Genomic DNA, 24,022 nt, shown 5'->3' on the forward strand with positions numbered 1-24,022 from the left:
GTAAAAAGTTAAAAAAAAAGCTTATCTCCTGTCTATAGGAACATACTCTTGATGTTCTGGTCCAACATACAAAGCTCTTGGCCTAATTAGTCTGTGTTGCTCCTCTACGTATTCTATTATATGTGCTAACCAGCCTAAAGTTCTCGATAAAGCAAATAATGCGGTAAACATGTATACTGGAAATCCTAAAGCGAAGAAGACTATTCCGGAATAGAAATCGGTATTAGGATAGATTTCCTTGCTAGAAAATTGCTTTATTCCTAACTCCTCAAGTTTTTGAGCTATCTCGAAATATTTCTTAGCCTCACTATTTCTTTCAATCAGAGTTGAGGCTAGTTCTTTGAATATTTTTGCTCTAGGATCATAAGTCTTGTAAACCCTATGACCAAATCCCATTAGTCTATTCTTTTGATTTATTATCTTATCATTAAACCACATTTCTACTCTATTTGGATCTCCTATCTCAACGAATTGTTTAAAAGCCTCTTCAGCTGCTCCACCATGTAACGGACCTTTTAACGCTGCTAATGCTGCAGTAAGAGAGGAATACATATCTGATAAAGTAGATGCAGCTACAAGTGCTGCAGTTGTCGATGCTGGTACCTCATGGTCTGTATAGAGTATTAGAGCCTTATCCATTGCGTTAATTTCCTCTGCAGTGGGTTCCCTAGCTAAACTAGCTAGCAGAAAGCTTTTAGCGAAACTATCTGAAGGTTCTGGTATTCTTGGTTTGTTACCCTCCTTTCTCCTATATACATTTGATACTAGAGTAGCCATTTTAGCAATGATACTAATTGCTTTTTCCTTATCATTCTCCTTCCATTTGAAGTTCTTATCGATAGAAGCCAGCGCTGCTGTTCCCACTTCTAAAAGACCTATAGCATCAGCATCTCTAGGCATCAGGTATATTGAATCTAATACTTCTTGAGGTACCTCGTACTCCTCATTAAGTTTCTCCCTTAAATCGTTTAACTCTTTCTTCGTAGGTAACTTTCCATAGAGCATTAAATAGATAGTCTCTTCATAAGTGCCGTAATTAACTAGGTCTTCAATATTATACCCCCTATACCTCAATATTCCCTTTTCTCCATCTATAAATGTTAAATTCGTAACCTTTATAATAACATTCTCCAAACCTTTACTTACAACACTCATTAGTCAGTACCCCCTTCCCAACTTAACTCAGACCTAACTAAAAAATCTAGAACATGTTTCTCATTAACTATATCCTTTATGGATACAACACCAACAAGCTTACCTTCTTCATCCACTACAACTAAATGCCTTATATTGTTTTTAACCATTTTCTCTGCTATTTCTCCAATGGGAGAATTAGGCTTAACTGTTATTAATTTCCCAAAAGTTCCTAGGTTCTCTACATTGTCATTTAAATTCTTTCCACACGCTACAGCACGTAATACGTCTCTCTCCGTAAATATTCCGACTGGATAGCCTTTTTCGTCAACAATTACTACAGATCCTATATTATTTTGATACATAATCTTACAAGCCTCAATAGCTTTAGTACCTACCTTAACAACCACAGGGGATCTCTTAATTAAGCTTCTAGAAGTTACTGCCATAATTTAAATTTCGAATATAAAAATTTAAAGCTTTCTAACGAGTTTTATACTACCTAATTCCTTATCTAATCTCTCATAGAAGAAGTAATCAATTATCTCATACTGTTGCTGCCTAGTAATCATCTTATCTAATAAATTAACTTGCGTTCCCTCTTTCAATAGTACTTCTAAGGCATCTTTCATTGCCTTGGCCGCTACTCTAAATATAGTAACGGGGAATATTACGTATTTATAACCCATCTCCCTAAACTCTTGGGCTTTAATGTAAGGAGTTTTACCAAACTCAGTCATATTAGCCAGTAACGGAGCTTTTACCTCTTTAGCGAACTTGGCGAACTCCTCCTTACTAGTGAGAGCCTCCGGAAATATTATATCAGCACCTGCCTCTAAATAAATCTTGGCCCTTTCTATTGCATCGTCTAACCCTATTACACCGCGAGAATCGACTCTTGCAATTATTAAGGCATCTCTTCTAGCCTTTAATGCCGCCTTTATCTTCTGAACCATTTCTAAAGGCTCTACAACCTCTTTACCCTCTAAATGGCCGCACTTCTTTGGCATTCTCTGATCCTCTATTTGAATAGCGTCAGCACCGGCTTTTTCTAAAACCCTTACCGTTCTATAGACATTTATTGCCTCACCAAACCCAGTATCTGAATCAACTATTATCGGAATATCAGCAACTTCCTTTATCCTTCTTATCATCTCAGCAACCTCATCTAATGTTATTAAACCTATATCTGGTAGACCATAAGATGAGGTAAGAGCTGCACCCGATAAATACACTGCCTTAAAACCTACCTTTTTTGCCAGAATTGCAGTAAATGGATTAAATACTCCCGGTACTATTAAGAAGTCAGATTCCTTTAATACTTGAGACAATTTCCTTCACCTTTAATTCTTCCATATTCCACAAAATATTTAACTCTTCCTTCCTACCTTTTAACCTTAAGTACTTCTCCTCAACTTCTTCATCAGTCATTGGATTATTATAATAACCTCTTGGATTCCTAACCTCAACCATCTCTCTACCCTTACTGGTATAAACTGTTACTTTAACGGGTAACTCCTTAGGATATATACTAGTATATTTCTCGTCTTCAATAACAGTAATCTTCTTCATCAAACTCCTTATTTTTTCATTAAATATCATTTCTTGATCATAGGCGTCGAGCCAGAAATCCTTCTTAATTAGGGTATATGCCAGAATATAAGGCAAACTGTGATCTGCAGTCTCCTTATTAGTGGGATTCCATTTCTCTTCATCAGCTATTATCGTCTTGGCTGCCTCATAGGTTTCAACTTCAATCTTAACAATATCATCAACGTTAACGTTCAAACTCTTTCCAGCCTCAACAACCGCTTCAGCGTGATACTCCACTGGATATTTCTTTAGACTAGTCCTAAGTACACCATCAGCCTCTAGGTGATTAAACACCGAAGAGTCAAAATCTTTAGCTACAACATTAATGAAACCTAATCTACCTGAAAAAGGCTTTGAAGGACCAGTCATACCAAATTTCGCCAAAAGTGCTGAGAAAGCCGCTTTCCTTGAAGCATCAGCTGCCGCACCAGCTTTCCACATCGATAACTCCCCAGACCTAGTCTCCCTAAGTGCAATGTTTGGCACTATTGTTAACGAAATAGCGTTAATAGTAGATTTCTCGTCTAATTTCAACATTTTAGCTAAACCTGCAGCTGCTCCTACTTGAAGAAAAGTTACGTGATCAAAACCTTTTTTTCTCAATGATGTTGCGTCACATAGTTTTATCCCAACTTCATAGCCTATAGCAATTGCTTCTATTATATCCCTCCCTTTAAGATCGAATAGTGAGCCTAAGGACAAGAAAGCGCCTATCATATCACTGGGATGAAGAGGCTCTTTTGAAAGGTAAGTATCATTGAAGTCTAGATATCTAATCAAAAAAGTGTTGTAGAATGCTGCGAAGTCTGGAGTCGCATTTCCTCCGAAAAGTAGGGGAACAGAACCCTGGAAATACATTACCACGTTTTTGTTAACTAAATGAGGTGGGGAATCTAATGCTCCACGGGCCACTGCTATTGCATCAATTATCCTCCTTTTTGCCTCATGTATAATCTTTTCACTTAACTTTTGATAATTGACTGAATTTATAAATTCAGCAATCTTTTCAGCTATTTCCATAATAGAGTAAAGTTAAATGGAGTATAAAAGTCGAACTATAATGAACATTGAAAAAAGCTTAATATACTTTAGAATGCATATTTATACTTGTGATAATATGGTAAAAATAGCTTTTATAGGAGTAGGAAAAATAGGCCAGACAATAGCTTATTCTGTAATTTTTGACGGTTTAGCAAGTGAAGTTATATTATACGATATTATTCCAGAATTACCAGAAAAGTTCGAACACGAGTTAAGACATGCAATGGCTACTAGAGGTCTTTCCACTGAAGTAATAGGTACTAACTCTCTTGATGATGTAGCCAATGTCGATATCATACTTATTATGGCGGGTAAGCCAAGGAAACCAGGGATGAGCAGAAGGGATCTATTTGTTGATAATGCAAAAATACAAATAGATCTTGCAAAACAGCTTCCTCCTAAAAATCCAGGGGCATTATACATAATGGTAGCAAATCCCGTTGACATGATGGCGTCAATATTCATGAGATTCTCTAAACAATTCACAATAAGCACTGGAGACACGGTAGAGACAATGAGAATGAGATCATATATAAGTAAGAAACTCAAAGTCCCAGTGACTAAGGTAACCGGGTATGTAGCGGGAGAGCATGGAGAAGACGCAGTAGTTTTGTGGAGTACGGTTAAAGTTAACGGGAAACCCTTTGAGGAAATAGCTAAAGGATTAACTAAAGAGGAAGTTGAAAATTACGTTAAGTCAATACCGGGGGAGATAATAAGAGTGATGGGGGGAACAACGTGGGGACCTGCAACTATAATAAAGGACATAGTTAGATCAGTAGTCTTAAATGAAGGAAGAGTAATGAGCATAGCGACTCCTAGAACTTATCAAGGCGAAATAATACATATAAGTGTTCCAACAGTTGTAGGAGCTGAAATAGGACCAAGTTTAGAGGGCGTATTACCAGAGAGTGACAGGGAGAGGTTAAATAAATCTGTTGAGGATTTTTACAAAGTTTATAAGGAGAATTTAGATCATCTACTACAAGTAATCAAACAATGATTTCTTGATCTCGCAGATGCAGATTTAACTTTATCCCCGTAAATAGATGTCACCCTAACCATAAGCTTTTTTATTCTCTTAATCTCTAGATTATTGATGAAAGTAGTTATCTTAGGTGCTGATGGTTATTTAGGATGGTCACTAGCATTACGATTGGCTAAGAGAGGACATGAAGTTATTGGAGTAGATAACTTATACACAAGAAATGCCGTAAGGGAAGTAGGGTCAGATTCTGCGTTTCCATTACCAGATCCAGAGGAAAGGATAGTAGCAGCAAGGAAACTACTTGATGTTAATATAACCTTTCATAGAGTTGATGTGAAGGATTTTGATAAATTACATGAGATTATTCAAACACATAAACCAGATGCCATAGTACATTTCGCCGAACAAAGATCAGCTCCCTACTCGATGATTGATGTAAACCACGCTAATTACACCTTCATAAACAATCTTACTAGTACGATAAATCTCATCTATTCAATCATTAAAGTTGATCCAAGTATACATATTTTAAAGATGGGAACGATGGGAGAGTACGGAACACCAAATTATGATATACTAGAGTCGCCATTCGTAGAAGTCGAAATAAACGGCAAAAAAGATAAGATTCCATTTCCCAAATGGGCTAGCAGTTGGTATCATTGGAGTAAAGTTTACGATAGCTATAATTTGTTATGGGCGAATAAAGTATGGAATTTAACTATTACCGATATTATGCAAGGTCCAGTATATGGTACGAGAACTGAAGAGATTATAGATGAGAAGTTAAGGACGAGATTCGATTTTGATGAAGTTTGGGGAACGGTTGTTAATAGGTATTGTGTCGAAGCAGTATTGGGTCTTCCGTTAACACCTTATGGAAAAGGAGGTCAAACTAGAGGATTTATCTCACTTGAGGATAGCATGCAAGCGTTAACCATTTTACTTGAACATCCTCCTAATCAAGGAGAGTATAGAGTAGTTAACCAAATTCATGAAGTATATAGTGTTAGTCAAATAGCCGAAATGGTTAAAGAAGTTGCTGAGTCCATGGGATTGGGGGTTACTATACAAAATGTAAAGAATCCTAGAGTAGAAAAAGAGGAGCACTATTATAAAGTTGAAACTAGAATATTACCATCATTGGGATTCAGTCCTAAAAAGAATATGAAGAAAGAAATAAAAAACATAATAGAGGACTTAATTCCTTACAAGAATAGGCTGGAATCGTTTAAACATGTAATACTGCCTAAAACCGATTGGAGAAGAGGAAGAACATGAATTACTCTTAACTGTAAAACTGTCGTATTAAGGTAATATTCAAACTAAATTCGTACTAGATGTATCTCGATTTTTGGGAAAAATCTATTTAAACCCTCATAAGAAAATTAGTATGTTGGAAAATAGTCTAAAAAAGAAATTAGGCTATTTCATAAATTATAGTGATATAGAATATGAAGTCCTTTCCCAATATTATATGTTAGAGTTGAGAATGCCCAGCAATGGAAAATTAGGTCAATTTCTGCATGAATATTTGCAAGAATATCTAATAAATGGTATTAACAAAATTAATGAGAAATATCTTCCATTTTACTATAATTTGAATAAAGCTCTAGAGCTTCTTTCAGGGATAGTTGATGAGAGGAAGTTGTATTATTGCGATAAGAAAATAGAGAAAATAGGAAATGTTAAACTAATTGGACAAGCTGATATTTGCTCCGACGACTTAGTGATAGAAATAAAAAGTAAACCAGAACTTAAAAAGGTCGACTTAATGCAAGCACTTATATACACTTATTTGTACGAGAGAGATGTAATACTTTTTATGTATGGAATATATACCGGGGAATATACTATAATAAGACTACCTTTTAGTGAAAGAAATATAAACTCCTTATTCGAAGGTCTCAAAAAGATAAGTGAAAGAGAAGAAATATTGTGAAAACTTTTAAAACAGTATTGTAAGAAAAGGATATAAAACATAAATGAGATAGGTAATTATGGACTCAGTAGATAAGGGAATATTAAAGATACTTCTAAAAGATGCTAGAACACCACAGAGAAGAATTGCAATGCTGCTAGGCATATCTCCACCAGCAGTAAGTTACAGAATGGAGAAGTTGTTTGGGGATATAATCAAAAGATTTACAATTTACGTTAATCCAAATTTCCTAGGCAGATATCATGGTTATGTAGCCTTTAACAATTTATACGATTGGGATGGAGATTACATAGCCAAAATCGAGTGTCTAGAAGAGACTAACGTTTATGAAATTGACTCCAAGAGTAGAGTTGAACTTGATGAAAAAATACGAAAAATGAGCGAGAAGTTGGGAGAACCAAAAATGATATATATCCCAAATCAGATGCCTTATAGCCCCTCTAAGTTTGACTTGAAAGTAGTAAGCATACTTAAAGAGAAACCCCTAATAAAACCAATTGAACTTGCAGAAGAATTAGGAGTGTCGTCTAAAACGATCAGAAGACATCTAAGATATTTGTATAGCAAAAAATTTATCAGATTGATGCCTATTATAGATTTAAATAAGGCTGAAATATCTATATTTGCAGTATTTACATCAAGACTAGAAGAGGGGAAAAAATTCTTTGCAAAGTACGCTTTCACTGAAATAGAGGATGACAAGGCTGGAATATTTGTAAATGTAGTCGATAGTATGGATGAAGCTAGAGACCTTGCATTAAAGTTTAAGAGAGAATATGACAAAGATGTAGAAATAATGATAACAACAAAATATGAATTTTTATAAAATTGTATTTGTTATAGTATCTTGTCTTCTTTCTCTGCCTACTCTTCAATGCCTTAAACTCCCTAATTCTAGCCAACGATTCTTTCACATCACTAACTCCCCTTAACATCTCAGCCAAACCCCTCTCACCAATATAGTTCAACCAAGCCACAATATGCCCTTCCTCAAGATGCCATTCAACACAAGCTGGATCTTCTTTTCCTAATTATCACAATAAGACAATGATAGATCAACTTGATGCGTTTAGGCTTATTTTCTACTCAGAAAACTGAAGCAAAGGTATATAGTACAGAGACACCTTTATTAGGAAAAAGTTAGATTTTAAATTTAAATTGGTACTGTAAGACATTTTATACGGATAAAGTTATATCTTTATTTTACTGAAATCATTCTATAGGTATAAATTCAACATCATAATCTTTTGCCGTTCTTTCTGCAAACTCGTGATCCGATGTGACAACTGTTCCCCCAATCATCTCTGCTGTAGCGACGAGAAAAGAATCCCCTAGAGATAGATTATATTTTAATCTTATTTTTGAAGCTATTTCCGCAAGCGTCTTATCAATTTCCACAAGGTTAATGAAGGTCAAGAGATAGTTCAACTTGACACCCGAAGCCTTAAAGCCAAATTTCCTTGCATAATGATATGCGAATTCTGAAAGATTTACGGCGTTAATGAACTTCTCGTCATTATTTAATAGATACTTCTTGACATTAGGCGAACCGGAGAAGAATTGAAATATAATATTAGCATCAAGGATGTACTTTCGCACGTTCAGTTTCCCTTTCTTTAATATGTTCCTTAGCTAGCTCTTCCAAACCTTTTCCCCTATCTATTCCAAATAATTCCTCTGGTGACTTCTTTGGTAATATGTGAATCCCATATTCATCACTGTAAATGATCACTTCATCCCCCTCCTTAATGTTAAACTTTTCCCTTATTTCCTTTGTGATAACCACTATTCCCTTTTTGTGTACCTTTGTGACCATCATAAATAATAGTTTAACTCAATAGCTATAAAGTTTAACTTCTTAATATTAGAGCGGAGAATCCCATAACCCATATTTTACAATCAATTTTAGATGTAATTTAAGGATAATCTCCAATTAATAATCTTTTTCTTTAATTAATAATTTTTTTCTTTTCTAGTCTTAATTCCTTACCATTGAAAGTTTAGCCTTTTTAAGGTAAAGATGAATGCTTAAGATTTTTAGATTTTAATTCAAGTTTTTCATTATGGCCCTGAGGCCATATCCAAGTAAAAAAGCTGGACGTTCCACTAACCGTGGAAAATGGACTATTTGTTATAGTATCTTGTCTTCTTTCTCTGCCTACTCTTCAATGCCTTAAACTCCCTAATTCTAGCCAACGATTCTTTCACATCACTAACTCCCCTTAACATCTCAGCCAAACCCCTCTCACCAATATAGTTCAACCAAGCCACAATATGCCCTTCCTCAAGATGCCATTCAACACAAGCTGGATCTTCTTTTCCTAGTCTCTCGATTTCCTTCTCCAACTCATTCACATCATGAGCTATTCCTACTGTTCTGTTATATGACTTAAAATAGAATGGTTCCATGTAGCATAGATTCTCTCAGAAAGAGTTTATAAGGACTTTTGCGTAATACCAAAGAGATTATATGAAGGGCTAGAGGTGGTTTTAAAACAAGGGAAAACTTCATTCTACTAGCCAGAGCCGTTGCCAACAGTTTCCGATAAACCACGAAATTTATGCACTTTATACGTAAAGATTTCTTAGAAATCTTACCACCAGATGTGGATGGATTTTCCAGAATGATAAGATTTCATAAGATGTGCGGATTTACTTATCTGACAGATGAGTAGGGTTATCCCGCTAGATAGATGGAGAAGGGTGAATGGGTTTTCCCGTGACTTCGGTGAAGCCCAAGGGCTGAGAGTTGGATATGAGTTCATGAAAATTTAATGAAGCCCAAACCCCATACTTAGAAAATACCTAAACGTCTTTTAGAGTTCTCCTCATTTGGCTAACTCTATTATAATTCGATAAAGACCTCTATCATTAATTGGGATCGTAATAGAGAATCTTCGTTAATTTAAGTAACTTTTAAGGACTTAGTGGATTCTTTCTCCTTAGAACTTGGGATTTACTTTTGAAGAAAATATTATAGGAAACATATTAAATAATTCTTATATTTGACTTTCCTTCTCCATATTCTATACCTTCTGACCATTTCTTGAAAATCTCTCCATTTCCTTTTATAACCACGTTGTGTCCAGGGTTTTCACTTGGTGTAATTGTAAACTCCATAAGTTTTCCCTCTCGATTAATAACCAGTGCTAATGTAACTTGGCATTCTAAATTTAAATTATTGGAAGAGACTCCATTTATTCCAATTATCTCGTCACCCTGAATAATTCCTGCTTTATCTGCCGGTGAATCATCCTCAACAAAAGTTACCTTCTTGTTATCTAACATTAAACCGCAATACGGAGAACCTTTATCTACGAAACTCAGTTCAAAATATCTTGACAGCCTATTAAATATTGGTGGATCTCTTGAAAATACTAATTCGTCTAAATTTCTAACTCCTAATCTCTCTGCTATATCCCTAACATTATCATACGTACATTCCCCTAACTTGTATAATTCTCTAAAGAAATCATAAATTGAGTTACCATTTTCAATCATCTCTAGATCCATTATAAGACCAACAATGAGACCAAGCTGATAATAGGAAATGCCTACGTTTAAGAAATTATTATCACGCCGGTAATACTTTATCCATGTAGTATAGGAAGATTCTGCTAGGCTCATTCTCTTTGTCCCGGGAAAGGTAAGCCATGCTAACGTATTTGCAATGTAATTCAGAGTCTCCTCAACTTTTACTACTCTTGTTCTTAAAGGTACTATTACTGCAATATACTCTGTAAGACCCTCTGCAACCCACAGCAATTCAGTATAAGTTTCGTCTTCGTAATTAATCCTTAAATCTTTAGGCTTAATCTTCTTCACATTATACCTGTGAAAATACTCATGAATAAACAAGCGGATAAGATCTTTGTAATTCCACGAGACTACAATGGAAGAAGATCTCTCATGTTCAATTCCGCCGAAATCTGTATCAGATCTCCTAAAGAAGAATATATATTCATTTGTAGAGGAATTAGAGAAGATCTTCTGATCTATTTCAAATATACATTTTCCTAGTGATTCTATAAACGATTTGTCAAGTTCATCAATAGTAGAAATTTTATGCTTTTTATCAATCTCAATCAGCTTTAATTTAGGTGAAGCTTGAATCGGTGAATCCGCAAATTCATTATAGTTATCGGCACAAAACCAATCTTCGACCTTTTTTAGCGTAGTATGGATAGGCCACGTGGTGTTAATTTTTACACAATATTCCTCTTCAATTGTCTGAAACGGAAATACTGATGGGGGATTAATGAATAAATAGTCACTAGTTGAGATCGCTTCTCTCTGATCTTTACTAAGCGCTTGAATCAAATATCTGAACTTATCTTTAACGAAGAATCTATTCTTCCCTATTCTAATTCCTTCCATTTCTACGATATATCTCTCAGTATCTCTAATAACGTAAGAACCTGGTACCCATGTTGGAAAAATGATTATACCCTCTTTCCCTTCCCCAAAAACCTCAATATACTTATTCCGAGAATTTATATAAAATTTCATTTTAGAAAGCAAGTAGAAAAGTTAATAAAAAATTTTATGGTGGCTTTACATCAATTGCAGCCACTGGACAAACGTTAACACATGCCATGCAGAATATACAAGCTTGCTCGTTTACTGGATCTGCTTTCTTTTCTGATGCAGGATGACCCGGTGTGTCATACCATTGGAAAACATTAACTGGACATGCATTTATACATGAACCATCTGCAATACATAGATCGAAATCTACGCCAACAATGGTTCCATGTATACCCAGCTTTGCCGGTGGCTCTACTGTACCATATATTTTATGCCCAGAATGCTCACCAGATACCGGAAAATTCGTCCTGTAGTTAGGATCTATACCCATTTTTTCACCATTATCCTATTCTACCGAATCATTAATTAAAATAATCCCTAACGAGTTCGGGAATCTTTTTCCATCTTTGCTTATTAATATTATATATTGCTTTATTAAGGTAACTAACCCATTACAGTATATAATGAGGCAAATTAGGCTAGCCAAAATATTTAAATCTGAGGAAAATAAGAGTACAGTTAGATGAATCTCAGAGAGAAAATTCTTGCTTATTTATATCAGAATAGGGACTCCACTTTGGAAGAAATAGCGGAGGGACTTAAGGAAGATAAATATGAAATTGATGCGACGTTGAAGTATTTAGAACGAGAGGGATTAGTTATAAAGAGAAGTAAAGGCATTATATTTAAAAAGACTGTTTATGATCTTACTGCATCCGGTTTAGAGGAGGCGAAGAAGATTTACGAATCTTTACAAGAAAAATCGAGACAATTACAAGAATTACTTACAAGTGGTAATGTTGATCCTTCTCAGTTACCTCAAGAGTACATTGATGTTCTTCCATTATTAATCACTTTGTCACTTTTAGATATGATGTTATTAGAAGATCTGATGCTATTTGACACATTTGGATATTAAACGCTTAAATCCGATAGTGTGCATATAGAAGTTATGTGAGACTTAAGATTACTAGTATTGAAGATTTATTTATCCCACTACTTCAAGAATACTCATACTTATGTAATGGGATAATAACTGACATGAAATGCAAAGGTATGGAAATTTATAGAGATCCGGATTTTATCGCTTTTACAGTGAATGACATACTAAGTTCCATGAGTTTACAAGGTTTAATTAAGATGAAAACCAGAGGAAGGAAAAGGGAAAGGTGGTTAAGATATATTTCAAAATATAAACTGGAATTAGAACCTAAAGAGTTCTCAACAGTACTGAGATTAGGAGCATTATTAACTATTTACGTTGATGGATATGAGATAGAAGGGAATCAAGGAGATGTAGTAGTTAAGGAGTTCAGAGTCAGCGGAACTGGTAGCAATACAGACCATATTAGAAAAATGTTACTCGAACTCTCCCCTAGGCTAATAGTCATTCAGAATAAGAATAATATTTGGTACGTGGTTACGGGATATAAGGTAGCATTTGTAGATTCACAATTAAAGAAAATAGAAAAATCATTTGTAAACTCAGATAGAATGGAATGTAGTGAAATACAAGAGGAGTATAACACCAGAATATGTCTTAATCCTTCTTAATCAGAAAGTGAGTTCATTTCACATCGTCAACACTCGGCAAACTCATCATCACTTAATTCATGGAGAAACGGATAAAAAACTTAAATATAATAAATGGAAGATTATGCTTCCCTTTGTGGTAATACTGAATAGTTATACGTTATCTTTTAACTCCTAAAATTTAATCTGAAAGTTAGGGAATAAAGATGCTTTTTTGCGTAATAGAGAAATCCTCCTATTTGTAGACATAAAAGTAGGAGGAAGACGTTACAGATTAGAAATAAATAAATTTAAAGTATTTATAAATATGTCCGAATAATTATAAAAATTTCTAGGCGAAGAAAGTTACTAAACACATTAGAAGACATTAATATGTTCATAGATCGTAAACTTCCTCTGAGTGAGATTAATCAATATCTTGAGGAAAGCTCTATATCCTCAAATACAATAAATTATAGTTGAGTAGATTTCATGAATGAAAGAGATTCCCGAAACCAAATTGGAGACTTACCCTTTCGTGTTAAGGAGGGCTTTAGCGTATACGAGTTCATCGAACAATTATATGAAGCACACGTAGTAGAACGGATAAATAGATTCTTGGTTAAAGTGACTTTTAACGGGAAAGAATTCCTTGCCCACCTGCATGACCCTGGAAGATTAAAAGATTTAATTTATCCAGGAAACTTAGTATTGATTAGGGAAACAAAGGGTTATAAAACAAAATTTTCAATAACTGCAGCTTACTCTAATTCAAGATTTGTAGTACTAGATAGTAGATTACACAACATTATAGCCTCAAAGTTTCTACCGGAAGCATACGAAAAAGAGATAAAGGTAGGAAACAGTAGAATTGACTTCAAATACGATAATACCTACTTGGAAGTAAAAGGATGTACATTAGTGGAGAATGAGATAGCTTATTTTCCTGACGCACCAACTGAAAGAGGGAGAAGACACCTTAAAGAATTGAGAGAGTTAATGAAGAAGGGATTTAACTCAATACTATTAATTCTAGTAATGAGAGATGATGCTAAATGCTTCTTACCTAATGAGAAAACCGATCCTAAATTCTCGATTGAATTCTGGAATTCGATAAATGAAGGGTTAAATGTAAATATAAAAACTTTTAAATTAGTTGGAAATAAGATAATTTATGTTAGAGATATTCCACTTTGCAAAACAAATTTAACTTAATGTTCAGTTGTATATATGATGGCTAAAAGGAAAAAATCGCAACAAAATGAGAATAAATTGATTTACATACCTTTTGTTGTGTTAGCTGTGATAATTATAATCTTAGTAGCAGTGCCATACCTTGGCCATCCTTCCTCGTCTTCACCAATTACAGCCAATGCTAATACTCCTCTCTTTAACTTATATAAGGTAAGTAATACCAATTACGCTTCTAACAATTCAGTCGAAATTTACTTCATAAGTTGGTATGGTTGTCCAAACGGTGCTACGACGTCATGGCCCTTATATTTAGCACTTTCAAAATATGGAAATCTAAGCATAGTCACACACTATTCAGTAAACGAGCAAGAATTTGGAGGGGAAATCCCAGCTTTACTATTCCTAAACTATACGCCATTTCCAAACTCTCGAGTATACTTCCACCCAATTTACATTTATGGCCAATATTTAAATCAGACAACAAATGGTACACCAATAAATACTGATGATGTAACTTTTGGACTGAAAGAGTTAAAAAGTGAGTTACCAGGTTGGGCATATAATCTAGTAGTATATTATGAAGTAAATCAGACATACACGAAACTTAATAATATAGCCCCAGCATATTTTGGAAGCCATCCCCACATAATCACAATATTAATTATAACTGGACCTGGAGGCACTTGGGTTGATTTGGGGTATCCTAATTCAATCTCTCCAACCGTATTAGCAGCATTAAATTCTACATTATTATACAATATGATACTAAACAAAGTTACGCCTTCAGGACAGTACTTACAGGCTTACAATGAAATTCTAAATGCTTCAAGCGAAATAACAAATGCTATAAACGAGGCTTTAGCCTAAAAATCTTGCTATAAATACTTTTGAGAAGTTACCCTCTTTTTGTACTTTTAGCAGTCTTAAAGAGGATGGACATTCGCTACATTTATCAATTTGGGGGAGCTTCTTATTGCCTAATAGAATAATTTTATTGAACATGTGGGAATATCTAGTCAGTATGAAGTCGAAATACTGTTTATTAAGTATAACTGGTAATGCTTCAATCTCATGAAACACTGAACTAGTAAATAACTTAGAGTTCTTCCAAGCTGAAACTATGTTGCTATTATCATCGAAGACCTTATCCTTACCCCATACAAAAATTGGGACCAATAATACATCACCGCCTTCTATATCGTTTACTCTTTTGTTTTTACCATATTCTTCTAAAAAGTCAAGTATAACATTCATATAATATCTTCCCAATTTCTCATCATACATCTTATCCTTATCATATTGTTCATGGAATAACTCATTAAGCCAAATATAGGCATCAACTATTTCATTTCTTCTCCCTATTATTGGGTCGTAAAACTTAAACTCAGTAAAAGACGAAAGTGATGGGGACGCAACAATAACGCTCCCTTTAATTTCATCCTTAACCTCATTTAAACCATCTTTGAAATAGTTATAAGGAATTAAGGGATCTACTGCAATACCAGGAGTGTAACCTTCTTCAGTCCCAGGGATTGAATATTGAATAAATCTGTAAATATCAAAAAACTTTGCCTCTGGATACCATTCCTTAAATTTTGCCAAACCATCTTCCTTTCTTTCATTAATCTCCTCCATTATTTTTTTAAATGCCTCAATGGTATCCTTATACTCTCCATCTAGATAGCCATAGGGAATGAAAATAGGCTCTCCCCATTTAGGATCCGCATACCTAAAACCATAACCTCTTATAATATCTGGGAGATAAGAATCTAGTATAGTCTTTATTGCTAACTTCATTGTTGGATGTAAGTGATCTATATGATGTATTACCTTGACTTTCCTACCAAATAAGCTAGGCACGTCTTATAATGGAAGTAATAAAATTTAAAGCCTTTCATATTAAATGCTGCCATTTAGAAATCTTGACGCTAAATATCCTAAAGCATGAGTACCTAAAGCTGCCAACAGCGCTAAAGAAGCCATTTGAGCACCTTTCCTAAAGGGGTTTATTCCACTTAATATCCCTATGATAGAACCAACTATAAATGTAGATAATCCTGCTACCACATAAGACGTTATCACGCCAGTGAGTCCAGATAATCCAACTAAATATGGCAAAATTGGTATTATAGCTCCAGTAATGTATGATAAACCTGTGATTAAGGCACTCTTAACCGGATTTTCTTTAACCTCCGGGTATAGAATATCTTCAGCAACGTTAACTAAACTTGACGAAACCTTCTTGGCTAGATTTAGATTTACTCCAAGTTCTGTGAAGAAATTAACTAGCCTTAATTGAACTGAGTGCTGGTCAACATTCTTTTCCAACTCCAATCTCTTTCTTTCTTGGATCTTTACATCTTTTTCTGACTTAGTAGATAGGTATGCACCTATTGCCATTGAAAGCGTTCCAGATACTCCAACTATTAATCCTCCCACGGCAACAAATAGTGGTGAAGATATGGCCCCAGATAATCCCGATACTGCAGCTAAAACCTCTACTAGACCATCACTTATACCATACACAAAATCACCTACGCTCTTGGCTTCAACATTCCCTAAAACTTTTTCGTGTACTGCCTCATCTACCATAATATCCTTTAATCTTTGTTTCTCCTCAGATGAGAAGATCTCCATTTCGGACAATTTTCTATACTTCCCTATGTCATCTTCTTCACTGCTCTCTAAAACTTTAATAGTAATATCTAAACCTAAAATTTTTCGCAACAAAGTGTAAAAGTTTACTCTGATTCTATTTAATGTTGTTAATTTTCCTTTAACTCTAAGTCCTCTCTTCTCTGCGACCTCTATCCAAAATTCCGAATGTTTCTTCTCCATCTCTGCTAACTTAAAGAGTGTCTTCTTCAACTCTGGATCTCTCTCTGCTTCTGCTAACTTACTGTAAACCTCATGGTCAAATAGCTCTTCTTCGTAACTCCTAAGTATAATATTCTCCAACTTTCCCACTCTTTATAATATTCTATAACAGAGTAGAATTTAAGATTAACTTATAGTTATTATGAATTAATAGCTACTTCAATTAAGAAGGGAAATTTTTAGCTCCAAAAAGGAGAATATAAAACATGGACATATTTGAAAAGGCGAAAAAGCTGAAAAGTTTAGGAGATGAATATGAAAATTTCCTTAATAGTCTACTTAACGACCTATTTAAGTTAATACCGGACTGTCTAGCATTGAACTTAGATGACTCCTTATTGCCAATATACGCAGTTTCCGGACTAAAGACAAAAGGATTGCTAGCATTTCCATATAAGTGCAGAGGGAGAGTTGGATATGTGGTAATTGGTGAGGATGGAATACTGTACTTTGAGGATACAGAAGGAAATGTTATTGAACTTAAATAAAAATTAATAAAGTATAGAGTGAGAAGTTAATCCGCATTGAAAAATTTCACTCTAAGCAAGGCAGTATTTTTATTTCCATTTTTATTATGGTGGGTTCCAATTATAGGGCCATTTTTCACTGGGTTACTACTAAGTTATCATTTCAAAACAAATTATAGGCTTTCAATAATCTCTTCTATAGCATATTCAGTTTTTCTATCTGCAATAACAACATATGTATTTTATGTAGTGAGGATTACTATTTTGGGATATCCATTTTATTATTTTGTGTTGGCATTCAATGTAATTGGAAGTATAACATGTATAGCAACGGCATATATGTCAAGCCGGCACGGTACATTCGCAAGAATGATGAGAAATACCATAGAATTAGAATTTACAGTAAATGATATGAATGAAATAGACGAAATACTATCACAATATCTTGACGTAAGTCTTTGTAGTAAGCCAAATATTAGGTTCATATCAGAGGATCAAATTGAGATTAAACGATCGTGCAATAATTTACAAATAAATTACGAAGTAATAAAAATGGGTAGGGCCCTAAGAGTTAAGGCTAAATTTGAAAACCTCAGAAATTATTAAATATTTTCTCAAATGTTCTATCTAATAACAGTCTAAACTTATCATTAGGTTTCTTACCAAAAACATCTTCAAATACTAAATCTGACAACGTTAGCCTTCTATTCCATCCCTTCTCCTCCAGTTCTGGTATTTTAGGGAACTCCCTTACATATCCTAAGGTTAAATAACCTACCAGCTCTATCTCCTTTGGAATTTTTAATATCTCTTTGACTTTTTCCTTATTGAAAAACGATACAAATCCAACACCTATTCCCTCTTCAGTAGCAGCTAACCACAAATTGCCTATTGCCAATATAGTACTATACAGTGATGTCTCTGGCATAGTTGACCTACCTAAAATATTAGGGCCAAATCGATTAGGATCGTAGGTTACTGCTATATTAACGGGAGAATCTAATATGGCTTCTACCTTTATCTTAGAAAATATTGCTTTGCGTTCTTCATCTAAAACGTTCTCAAATCTCTTCCTTTCTTCCTCTACTAACTGCTTAATCTTCTTCCTAATTTCCATGTTTTTAATTATAATGAAATTCCAAGGCTGTGAATAGCCAACTGAAGGAGCTAGATGAGCTGCAGAAAGGATTCTGGCTAACACCTCATCAGGGATAGGGTCTGGTTTATAATAACTTCTTATATCCCTCCTTTTTCGTATTGCTTCATATACATTCATACTTATGGATAGACTATCCAGATATATATACTTACTTGCTGAGTGATGGTGTCTAGATATCTATCTCAGAGTCTGCTTAGAAGTTCAGTTATGGCCTCGATATAGGAGGGATGTGGAGCTACGTAATCCTTAATCTCACTAACCTTAATATTATATCTAATTAAGAATGAAATTAAAGATATCACTTCTTCAGCATCCTTCATAAAAGCTTGAGCTCCCACAATCTTATCGTCTTTAACGCAAATCTTAAGGAATCCATCAGTCTCTTTTTCAGTAATCGCACGACCTATTTCAGCTAAATTAATTTTAGCACACTTTCCTTCCATGTTTCCTACATAAGCTATTGTAGGATGAGTATATACGACTTTAGGTATACCTTGTTTATTAAATACTTTCTTCCCACCCATAACGTTAATTGCGGCTACTTTCCCTGCGTACATTGCTTCATGAGCAGTGTGAGTACCAATTATATCACCAGCTGCAAAAACGTTACTTATACTGGTCCTTAAGTATTCATCAACAGTCACAAAGGGATTGTGATTAACCTCCTCAAAACCTTGGATTGATGGTTTTCTACCAAAAGTCATGTATACAACATCTGCAGTTAACCTCTCCCCGTTCTCTAATACTACCTCTCTTTCTTTCATCTCCTTAACTGAACGATTCAAATACAATTTCATACCTATCTTTGAGAAGTAGTTGGTTATAGCATTACTAACCTCCTTATCCAGATATGGCAATAGCGAAGACTGTTTATCAATTATAACTACTTCCTTTCCAAGTTTTCTTAGCATCCATCCAAATTCAACACCTCCCACATCTCCTCCAACGATAACAACGCTCTGGAAATCCTTATCTAGATAAGGCAAATCCTCTGAATATATTATACCCTTAACCACTTCTCTATAAGTACCTGTAGCTAAAACAATATAATCTGTTTGAAGAGTCTCATTATTTACGTTCAACTGCCCAGATCTAAGGGACGCAACCCCATAAATAACTTCTACTCCATTATCTTCCAGCATGTATTCGACTCCCTTGGATAACCTAAATGACGCCTCCTGGCCTAATTTTCTCAACTCTCCCAAATCAAAAACTATACTTTTACCTAACTTTTCGAGCTCAGAAGCCAGATGTATGGGATGCAACATAGCCTTAGATGGAATACAGCCGTATAGCACACATGTTCCTCCCAGTCTTTCCTCTTTTTCCACTAATATTACCTTGTTATTTTTAGCTAATTCTAATGAGGCATCTATTCCGGCGGGACCCGAACCTATAACCGCAACCTTCATAAGAAAAATAATTGACTTGGCATTTAAAAGCAAATCACTGTTCTAGACTTATCTTATATGTCTCTGGTCCAGCGACAAGTCCAATTATGGCTATAATAAAGCCAATGACTGCTATAGTCGTAGCTGCGTTAAATGGGTTCATAAAAGTCGAAAGAATTGAAACGTAAATTGGTGCGAAGCCCGCTATTATATACGCTCCATTGTATGCAGTACCAACTCCTAAAGCTCTTGTAAACGTCTTAAATCTCTCTGATAGAAATGCAGGAGTTATAGAGGAGGGCAAATTTATCAGAAAACCAAAAAGTAATACAAGATATAATAAGTTAATGTTGTGTATTTGAATAAAGTAGTAAAAAGTAAATGAGCCTATTGCAGCGATTATCGAACCTATTATACCCATCATTCTTCTCCCTATATAATCTGAGAGTAATCCTGCAATTATCATCGATGGTATTCCTATTAGATTCATATAGAGAACTAGGGGACCATAGTATGAGGGAGGCAACTTCATAACTTGGCCAAATAGTGTAGGTACTAATTGAGGTCCAGCATATATTGCTAACCAGAAGCCTACCATGACTAGAAAAGGTTGCGGAAGTTCTCTTAAACCTTTTAAGGGGTTTGTAGAATGCTTCACCTTGAGCCAAATACTTGGCTCTGTCATCTTAAATCTGATTAATACTGCTAACACTGCTGGTATTACTCCAATTGCGAAAATCAGTCTCCAATAAAATGATATAAACTCTGCCCCATTAACAGAAGCTAAATAAGTGAATAAGGAGTCTACTCCGACAAAACCTACTAGCACTCCAGATTGCATTATACCAGAAAATATACCTCTATAATTGTTTAGACTCTCCATAACTATGGTAAAACTTCCAGCAACGTCTCCACCAATAAAAATACCTTGTATGAATCTGAGGATTGAAATTATAATAGCTGCCAAGATTCCTATTTGAGCGTAAGTAGGTAATATAGAAGTTAAGCCTATAGACAAAGAGTAACCTAAGACTGTAATTAACAAGCTAACTCTTCTGCCGTATTTATCTCCAACAAAACCAAATACGAAACCACCTAAGGGCCTTGAGATTACAGTAAAAACTATGGGCAAAACTGCACCTAGTAAACCTATTCCGGGATAAAATAATTTACCTAGTATAGTTGACGTAATAACGACAGCGCCTAAATCGTAACCATCCATTATCCACGAAATGTAACCCCCAACTACATTACTCCAATTTTCAGCTTTCATGGACTCTAACTCTTAAATTTGTACTAAAAAATTATCTCCTAAAAATACAAGAAGCTAAACATAAACAGTATTGCAATGCTTTGCTGAATACTTCAATTTTCTAAGATGTCAGACTCATCAATTTTTCTTAAATTCAAAATCGAACGTTGATTTAAAAGTAAGTTACACGTTAACTCAGATAAAAATTGAACTAATCCACAAAGCAGTATTGCAAGAAAGATTTTTATTGAATCCAACTGTTATGTTTGAAAACAGTTTAATATGCACCACTAATGTCTTCTAAGAGAGCCCTAAGAATAAATCTACGTCATTATTAAGTATTTTAAAAAGGACTTAATATCTAGCTTTTACTTTCTCTCCATTGTATACGAAGATTAAGTTCTTTTTTAAGCCGATGATTTTCCTATCCGTAATTACAACTAATGGGAACCTCTTCAGGTCTCTCTCTAATCTTATCACACTGGTAACCCTTAACCTATTGGATTTAACTTCTGAAAGTCTTTTCAGCACCTTATAGGTTTCCAATAGATCCTCCACAGTATAGAATGTTAAAACTAAATTCCCATCTAATTCCACTATACTGTCATCATCTATAATGAAAACTACTTCTAAAGCACCAAATGTCTCAAAAAGCTTCTTAACTGAGCTCTCTAGTTGAGAAATACTCATATTGGAATTTAGATCTATGGCTATTAGAGGTTCCATAGTCACACACTTTTAACTATGCTTATAAACTTTTTGCCTACTCACCCTAACGATCTTTTATTAATTTTAGTCAAAAAAGTCCTAAATATTTTTGATGTCAGGATTTATATTGAGGTTAAACTAAATAATTTATTATGACAGTAACTAAGGAACAACTGCTGAATAGGGCAATAGAAGTAATAGATAAGGCTAATAATGAGGGAATAACTCTAAGAGCAATTGGAGGTGCAGCAATAGCACTAATAGCCAAAAAAGGATCAGAGTTATATCCACGAGTATACAAGGATATAGACTATTTTGGACTTTCATCTCAAAGTAGTAAGATATCTAAATTCTTAGAAGGCATAGGATTAATCCCAAATAAGAGATTCAACGCTCTGCATGGACATACTAGATTGATGTTCTTTGACCCTATAATAAACTCAACGGTTGATGTCTTTTTAGACGAGTTCATAATGTGTCACAAACTTGTATTAAAAGATAGATTAAGAATAATGAAATACACCATCCCAACTTCAGACTTATTTCTAACAAAAATGCAGATAATACAACTTACTGAAAATGACGAAAAGGATATAGCTGCACTACTTCATGACGTTGAATTAGGAGAGAGGGATGACGAGAAGACTATGGACTATAACTATATTGCGAAAATCCTATCTGAAGACTGGGGATTTTATAAGACTTATACAATAAATCATGAGAAAATATTAAAATTCTTAATAAATGATAAAAATAGAGAAATAATTGAACCTAAACTATTAAAATTAAGAGAAATAATTGAGAAACATCCTAAGAGCATTAAGTGGAAAATGAGGGCAAAAATTGGGGAAAAAGTAAAGTGGTATGAAGAACCGGAAGAAGTAAATACTAACTTCACTCAATAATAATTATTAATAAACTAGCGAGTTTATTTTATTATTAATGAATGTAGAGAAAGAGCTTAGAGAAAAGGGTGTAGAAATTTTAAGGTTCACTTGGGTTGGGTTAGATGGATATATTAGATCAAAGGGAGCGTATATTGACCACATAGATGGATTATTAAAAACGGGCATAGGCTTAACAATGGCAATGATGAGCTTTACCCCAATGAATTATATAAGTCCCTATGGGACATTTGGACCACAAGATGAAGATGTATTCCTTACTCCAGACCTTAGCACACTCTCAATTTTTCCACCATCAGCCATGGTATTATGTAATTTGTATAAGCAAGGAAATCCGTGGAATTATGATCCTAGAAGTACGCTAATTAAAACAATAGAAAAGGTGAAAGAAAGATACGATTTCGACTTCAAATCAGCCTTCGAAATAGAGTTCTACTTAACAAAGGATAGAAAACCATTTGATGAGGCTAGGTGTTTCGATCCTTCTGCATTTTATACTAATCAAATCGTTCCGGAAATTGCCAAAACAGTAAGGCAAATCAACATAGAACCGATAAGGATAATAAAGGAATATGGACCAGGACAGTACGAATTTGACATAATGCACAAAGATACGTTGAGAAGTGCCGATGAAGTTATTATATTTAAGGAAGTCGCTAGACAAGTAGCGAGTAAACATGGTGTTGAGGCAAATTTCATGCCAAAGCCTTTTAATAAAATGGCTGGATCTGGACTACATTTGAACATTAGCGTATGGAAAGATAATCGGAATTTGTTCTATAACCAGAACGATAAGTATGGACTTAGTAACTTAGCTTATAACTTCATAGCTGGTTTATTAGAACATGCTAAAGCGTTAACTGCAATAGCCGCACCCACTATTAACTCCTATAAGAGACTAGTTCCAGGCTCTTGGGCACCAACTAAAATAGCCTACGGATATAACAATAAGTCTGCAATGATAAGAATACCAACACCATATCCCGGAATGTCACAATTAGATAGGAGAATAGAATATAGAGTTTCCGATCCCTCAACAAATCCATATCTTCTCTTAACAGCAGTAATAGAGGCAGGGTTGGATGGAATAGAAAAAGGATTGAAGCCTCCAGAAGCTTTAAATGAAAATGCATATAATAGAAAAGATATTGAGGACATACCAAGAAGTCTCAGAGAAGCGCTAAATGAACTAAGAAAAGATACCAGATTAGTGGAAAAAATTGGTAAAGAAATTATCGATGAATTCATAAAGGTCAAGTTAGCTGAGGTAGAGGAATATGAAAGCCTAGTAACAGATTGGGAATATGAGGTGTATAGGCGATTATAATAGATTCT

Annotated in this window: 27 protein-coding genes and 1 pseudogene; 12 read left to right on the forward strand and 16 right to left on the reverse strand. The window is 34.6% G+C overall.

Annotated elements, in window-relative coordinates:
• Positions 1–21: 21 nt before the first annotated feature.
• Genes gltA through YN1551_RS14830 form a run of 4 tightly spaced genes read right to left on the reverse strand, consistent with a single transcriptional unit; the run spans position 22 to position 3,747 of the window.
• Complete coding sequence (gene gltA / locus YN1551_RS14815) at positions 22–1,155, reverse strand: citrate synthase (protein WP_012714663.1); 1,134 nt, start codon at positions 1,153–1,155, stop codon at positions 22–24.
• The gene (locus tag YN1551_RS14820; protein ID WP_012718234.1) at positions 1,155–1,583 is read right to left on the reverse strand and encodes a CBS domain-containing protein; all 429 of its coding nucleotides are present in this window, start codon (positions 1,581–1,583) and stop codon (positions 1,155–1,157) included. The genes gltA and YN1551_RS14820 overlap by 1 nt, the downstream gene beginning before the upstream one ends.
• Before the next feature lie 24 nt (positions 1,584–1,607).
• Positions 1,608–2,465, reverse strand: coding sequence for a methylisocitrate lyase (prpB, locus tag YN1551_RS14825; protein WP_012714664.1), 858 nt, complete (start codon positions 2,463–2,465; stop codon positions 1,608–1,610).
• Entirely contained in the window at positions 2,440–3,747 is a 1,308-nt protein-coding gene (locus YN1551_RS14830; RefSeq protein WP_012714665.1) for an MmgE/PrpD family protein, read from the reverse strand. The genes prpB and YN1551_RS14830 overlap by 26 nt, the downstream gene beginning before the upstream one ends.
• A gap of 16 nt (positions 3,748–3,763) precedes the next feature.
• Between YN1551_RS14830 and YN1551_RS14835 the strand changes: the two genes are divergently transcribed.
• The 4 genes from YN1551_RS14835 (at position 3,764) to YN1551_RS14850 (ending at position 7,521) form a co-directional block, all read left to right on the forward strand.
• A complete protein-coding gene (locus YN1551_RS14835) occupies positions 3,764–4,771 on the forward strand; it encodes a lactate/malate dehydrogenase family protein (protein ID WP_012714666.1) in 1,008 nt (335 codons plus the stop codon).
• A 96-nt stretch (positions 4,772–4,867) separates the two neighbouring features.
• Positions 4,868–6,034, forward strand: coding sequence for a UDP-sulfoquinovose synthase (agl3, locus tag YN1551_RS14840; RefSeq protein WP_012718235.1), 1,167 nt, complete (start codon positions 4,868–4,870; stop codon positions 6,032–6,034).
• A gap of 112 nt (positions 6,035–6,146) precedes the next feature.
• Complete coding sequence (locus tag YN1551_RS14845; RefSeq protein ID WP_012718236.1) at positions 6,147–6,695, forward strand: hypothetical protein; 549 nt, start codon at positions 6,147–6,149, stop codon at positions 6,693–6,695.
• Positions 6,696–6,753: 58 nt separating this feature from the next.
• On the forward strand, positions 6,754–7,521 hold the full coding sequence (locus YN1551_RS14850) for a winged helix-turn-helix transcriptional regulator (protein WP_012718237.1): 768 nt from the start codon (positions 6,754–6,756) through the stop codon (positions 7,519–7,521).
• Here the strand turns inward: YN1551_RS14850 and YN1551_RS18020 are convergent.
• The 6 genes and pseudogenes from YN1551_RS18020 to YN1551_RS14875 form a co-directional block, all read right to left on the reverse strand.
• Positions 7,460–7,726, reverse strand: a pseudogene (locus YN1551_RS18020) (hypothetical protein); the annotation flags it as partial. The gene YN1551_RS14850 and the pseudogene YN1551_RS18020 overlap by 62 nt on opposite strands.
• Positions 7,727–7,907: 181 nt before the next feature.
• Positions 7,908–8,294 (reverse strand): type II toxin-antitoxin system VapC family toxin, encoded by a 387-nt coding sequence (locus YN1551_RS14855; protein ID WP_012714670.1) that lies wholly within the window; start codon positions 8,292–8,294, stop codon positions 7,908–7,910.
• Positions 8,275–8,514 carry an AbrB/MazE/SpoVT family DNA-binding domain-containing protein gene (locus YN1551_RS14860; RefSeq protein WP_012718238.1) on the reverse strand — a complete coding sequence of 80 codons (240 nt, stop codon included), beginning with the start codon at positions 8,512–8,514 and terminating at the stop codon, positions 8,275–8,277. The genes YN1551_RS14855 and YN1551_RS14860 overlap by 20 nt, the downstream gene beginning before the upstream one ends.
• A gap of 305 nt (positions 8,515–8,819) precedes the next feature.
• A complete protein-coding gene (locus YN1551_RS14865) occupies positions 8,820–9,104 on the reverse strand; it encodes a hypothetical protein (protein WP_012714672.1) in 285 nt (94 codons plus the stop codon).
• A gap of 579 nt (positions 9,105–9,683) precedes the next feature.
• Positions 9,684–11,204: a M61 family metallopeptidase gene (locus tag YN1551_RS14870; RefSeq protein ID WP_012718239.1), complete on the reverse strand. Its 1,521-nt coding sequence runs from the start codon at positions 11,202–11,204 to the stop codon at positions 9,684–9,686.
• A 34-nt stretch (positions 11,205–11,238) separates the two neighbouring features.
• Positions 11,239–11,553 carry a 4Fe-4S dicluster domain-containing protein gene (locus YN1551_RS14875; protein WP_012712645.1) on the reverse strand — a complete coding sequence of 105 codons (315 nt, stop codon included), beginning with the start codon at positions 11,551–11,553 and terminating at the stop codon, positions 11,239–11,241.
• 192 nt (positions 11,554–11,745) lie between these two features.
• On the opposite strand from YN1551_RS14875, the gene YN1551_RS14880 reads away from it, so the two are divergent.
• From YN1551_RS14880 to YN1551_RS14895, 4 genes are all read left to right on the forward strand, one after another.
• Positions 11,746–12,141, forward strand: coding sequence for a MarR family transcriptional regulator (locus YN1551_RS14880; protein ID WP_012714674.1), 396 nt, complete (start codon positions 11,746–11,748; stop codon positions 12,139–12,141).
• A gap of 35 nt (positions 12,142–12,176) precedes the next feature.
• Positions 12,177–12,776, forward strand: coding sequence for a hypothetical protein (locus tag YN1551_RS14885; protein WP_012712647.1), 600 nt, complete (start codon positions 12,177–12,179; stop codon positions 12,774–12,776).
• Positions 12,777–13,226: 450 nt separating this feature from the next.
• Positions 13,227–13,949 carry a DNA/RNA nuclease SfsA gene (gene sfsA / locus YN1551_RS14890; protein WP_012714675.1) on the forward strand — a complete coding sequence of 241 codons (723 nt, stop codon included), beginning with the start codon at positions 13,227–13,229 and terminating at the stop codon, positions 13,947–13,949.
• A gap of 15 nt (positions 13,950–13,964) precedes the next feature.
• Positions 13,965–14,795, forward strand: coding sequence for a DUF929 domain-containing protein (locus YN1551_RS14895; RefSeq protein WP_012718240.1), 831 nt, complete (start codon positions 13,965–13,967; stop codon positions 14,793–14,795).
• Here YN1551_RS14895 and YN1551_RS14900 read toward each other — a convergent pair.
• Both YN1551_RS14900 and YN1551_RS14905 read right to left on the reverse strand, forming a co-directional pair.
• Positions 14,787–15,788 carry a hypothetical protein gene (locus YN1551_RS14900; protein ID WP_012718241.1) on the reverse strand — a complete coding sequence of 334 codons (1,002 nt, stop codon included), beginning with the start codon at positions 15,786–15,788 and terminating at the stop codon, positions 14,787–14,789. The genes YN1551_RS14895 and YN1551_RS14900 overlap by 9 nt on opposite strands.
• A 39-nt stretch (positions 15,789–15,827) precedes the next feature.
• Positions 15,828–16,895, reverse strand: a complete 1,068-nt coding sequence (locus YN1551_RS14905) for a VIT1/CCC1 transporter family protein (protein WP_012718242.1) — start codon at positions 16,893–16,895, stop codon at positions 15,828–15,830.
• 116 nt (positions 16,896–17,011) lie between these two features.
• On the opposite strand from YN1551_RS14905, the gene YN1551_RS14910 reads away from it, so the two are divergent.
• Both YN1551_RS14910 and YN1551_RS14915 read left to right on the forward strand, forming a co-directional pair.
• The gene (locus tag YN1551_RS14910; protein ID WP_012712652.1) at positions 17,012–17,293 is read left to right on the forward strand and encodes a hypothetical protein; all 282 of its coding nucleotides are present in this window, start codon (positions 17,012–17,014) and stop codon (positions 17,291–17,293) included.
• Positions 17,294–17,329: 36 nt separating this feature from the next.
• The gene (locus YN1551_RS14915; RefSeq protein WP_012712653.1) at positions 17,330–17,878 is read left to right on the forward strand and encodes a hypothetical protein; all 549 of its coding nucleotides are present in this window, start codon (positions 17,330–17,332) and stop codon (positions 17,876–17,878) included.
• Here YN1551_RS14915 and bluB read toward each other — a convergent pair.
• The 4 genes from bluB to YN1551_RS14935 all read right to left on the reverse strand — a co-directional run bounded on the left by bluB (position 17,865) and on the right by YN1551_RS14935 (position 21,800).
• Positions 17,865–18,548: a 5,6-dimethylbenzimidazole synthase gene (gene bluB / locus YN1551_RS14920; protein ID WP_012716878.1), complete on the reverse strand. Its 684-nt coding sequence runs from the start codon at positions 18,546–18,548 to the stop codon at positions 17,865–17,867. The two genes, YN1551_RS14915 and bluB, sit on opposite strands and share 14 nt — an antisense overlap.
• A 65-nt stretch (positions 18,549–18,613) precedes the next feature.
• Positions 18,614–19,843, reverse strand: coding sequence for an FAD-dependent oxidoreductase (locus tag YN1551_RS14925; RefSeq protein ID WP_012716879.1), 1,230 nt, complete (start codon positions 19,841–19,843; stop codon positions 18,614–18,616).
• A 34-nt stretch (positions 19,844–19,877) separates the two neighbouring features.
• Positions 19,878–21,095, reverse strand: coding sequence for an MFS transporter (locus YN1551_RS14930; RefSeq protein WP_012718243.1), 1,218 nt, complete (start codon positions 21,093–21,095; stop codon positions 19,878–19,880).
• A gap of 333 nt (positions 21,096–21,428) precedes the next feature.
• A complete protein-coding gene (locus YN1551_RS14935) occupies positions 21,429–21,800 on the reverse strand; it encodes a hypothetical protein (protein ID WP_012712657.1) in 372 nt (123 codons plus the stop codon).
• Positions 21,801–21,934: 134 nt separating this feature from the next.
• Here YN1551_RS14935 and YN1551_RS14940 point away from each other — a divergent pair, with 134 nt between their 5' ends.
• Positions 21,935–22,687: a hypothetical protein gene (locus tag YN1551_RS14940; protein ID WP_012718245.1), complete on the forward strand. Its 753-nt coding sequence runs from the start codon at positions 21,935–21,937 to the stop codon at positions 22,685–22,687.
• 37 nt (positions 22,688–22,724) lie between these two features.
• The gene (locus tag YN1551_RS14945) at positions 22,725–24,014 is read left to right on the forward strand and encodes a glutamine synthetase family protein (protein ID WP_012716881.1); all 1,290 of its coding nucleotides are present in this window, start codon (positions 22,725–22,727) and stop codon (positions 24,012–24,014) included.
• Positions 24,015–24,022 lie beyond the last annotated feature (8 nt).

Origin of the sequence: Sulfolobus islandicus Y.N.15.51, from assembly GCF_000022485.1 — an archaeon.
Classification (GTDB): domain Archaea; phylum Thermoproteota; class Thermoprotei_A; order Sulfolobales; family Sulfolobaceae; genus Saccharolobus; species Saccharolobus islandicus.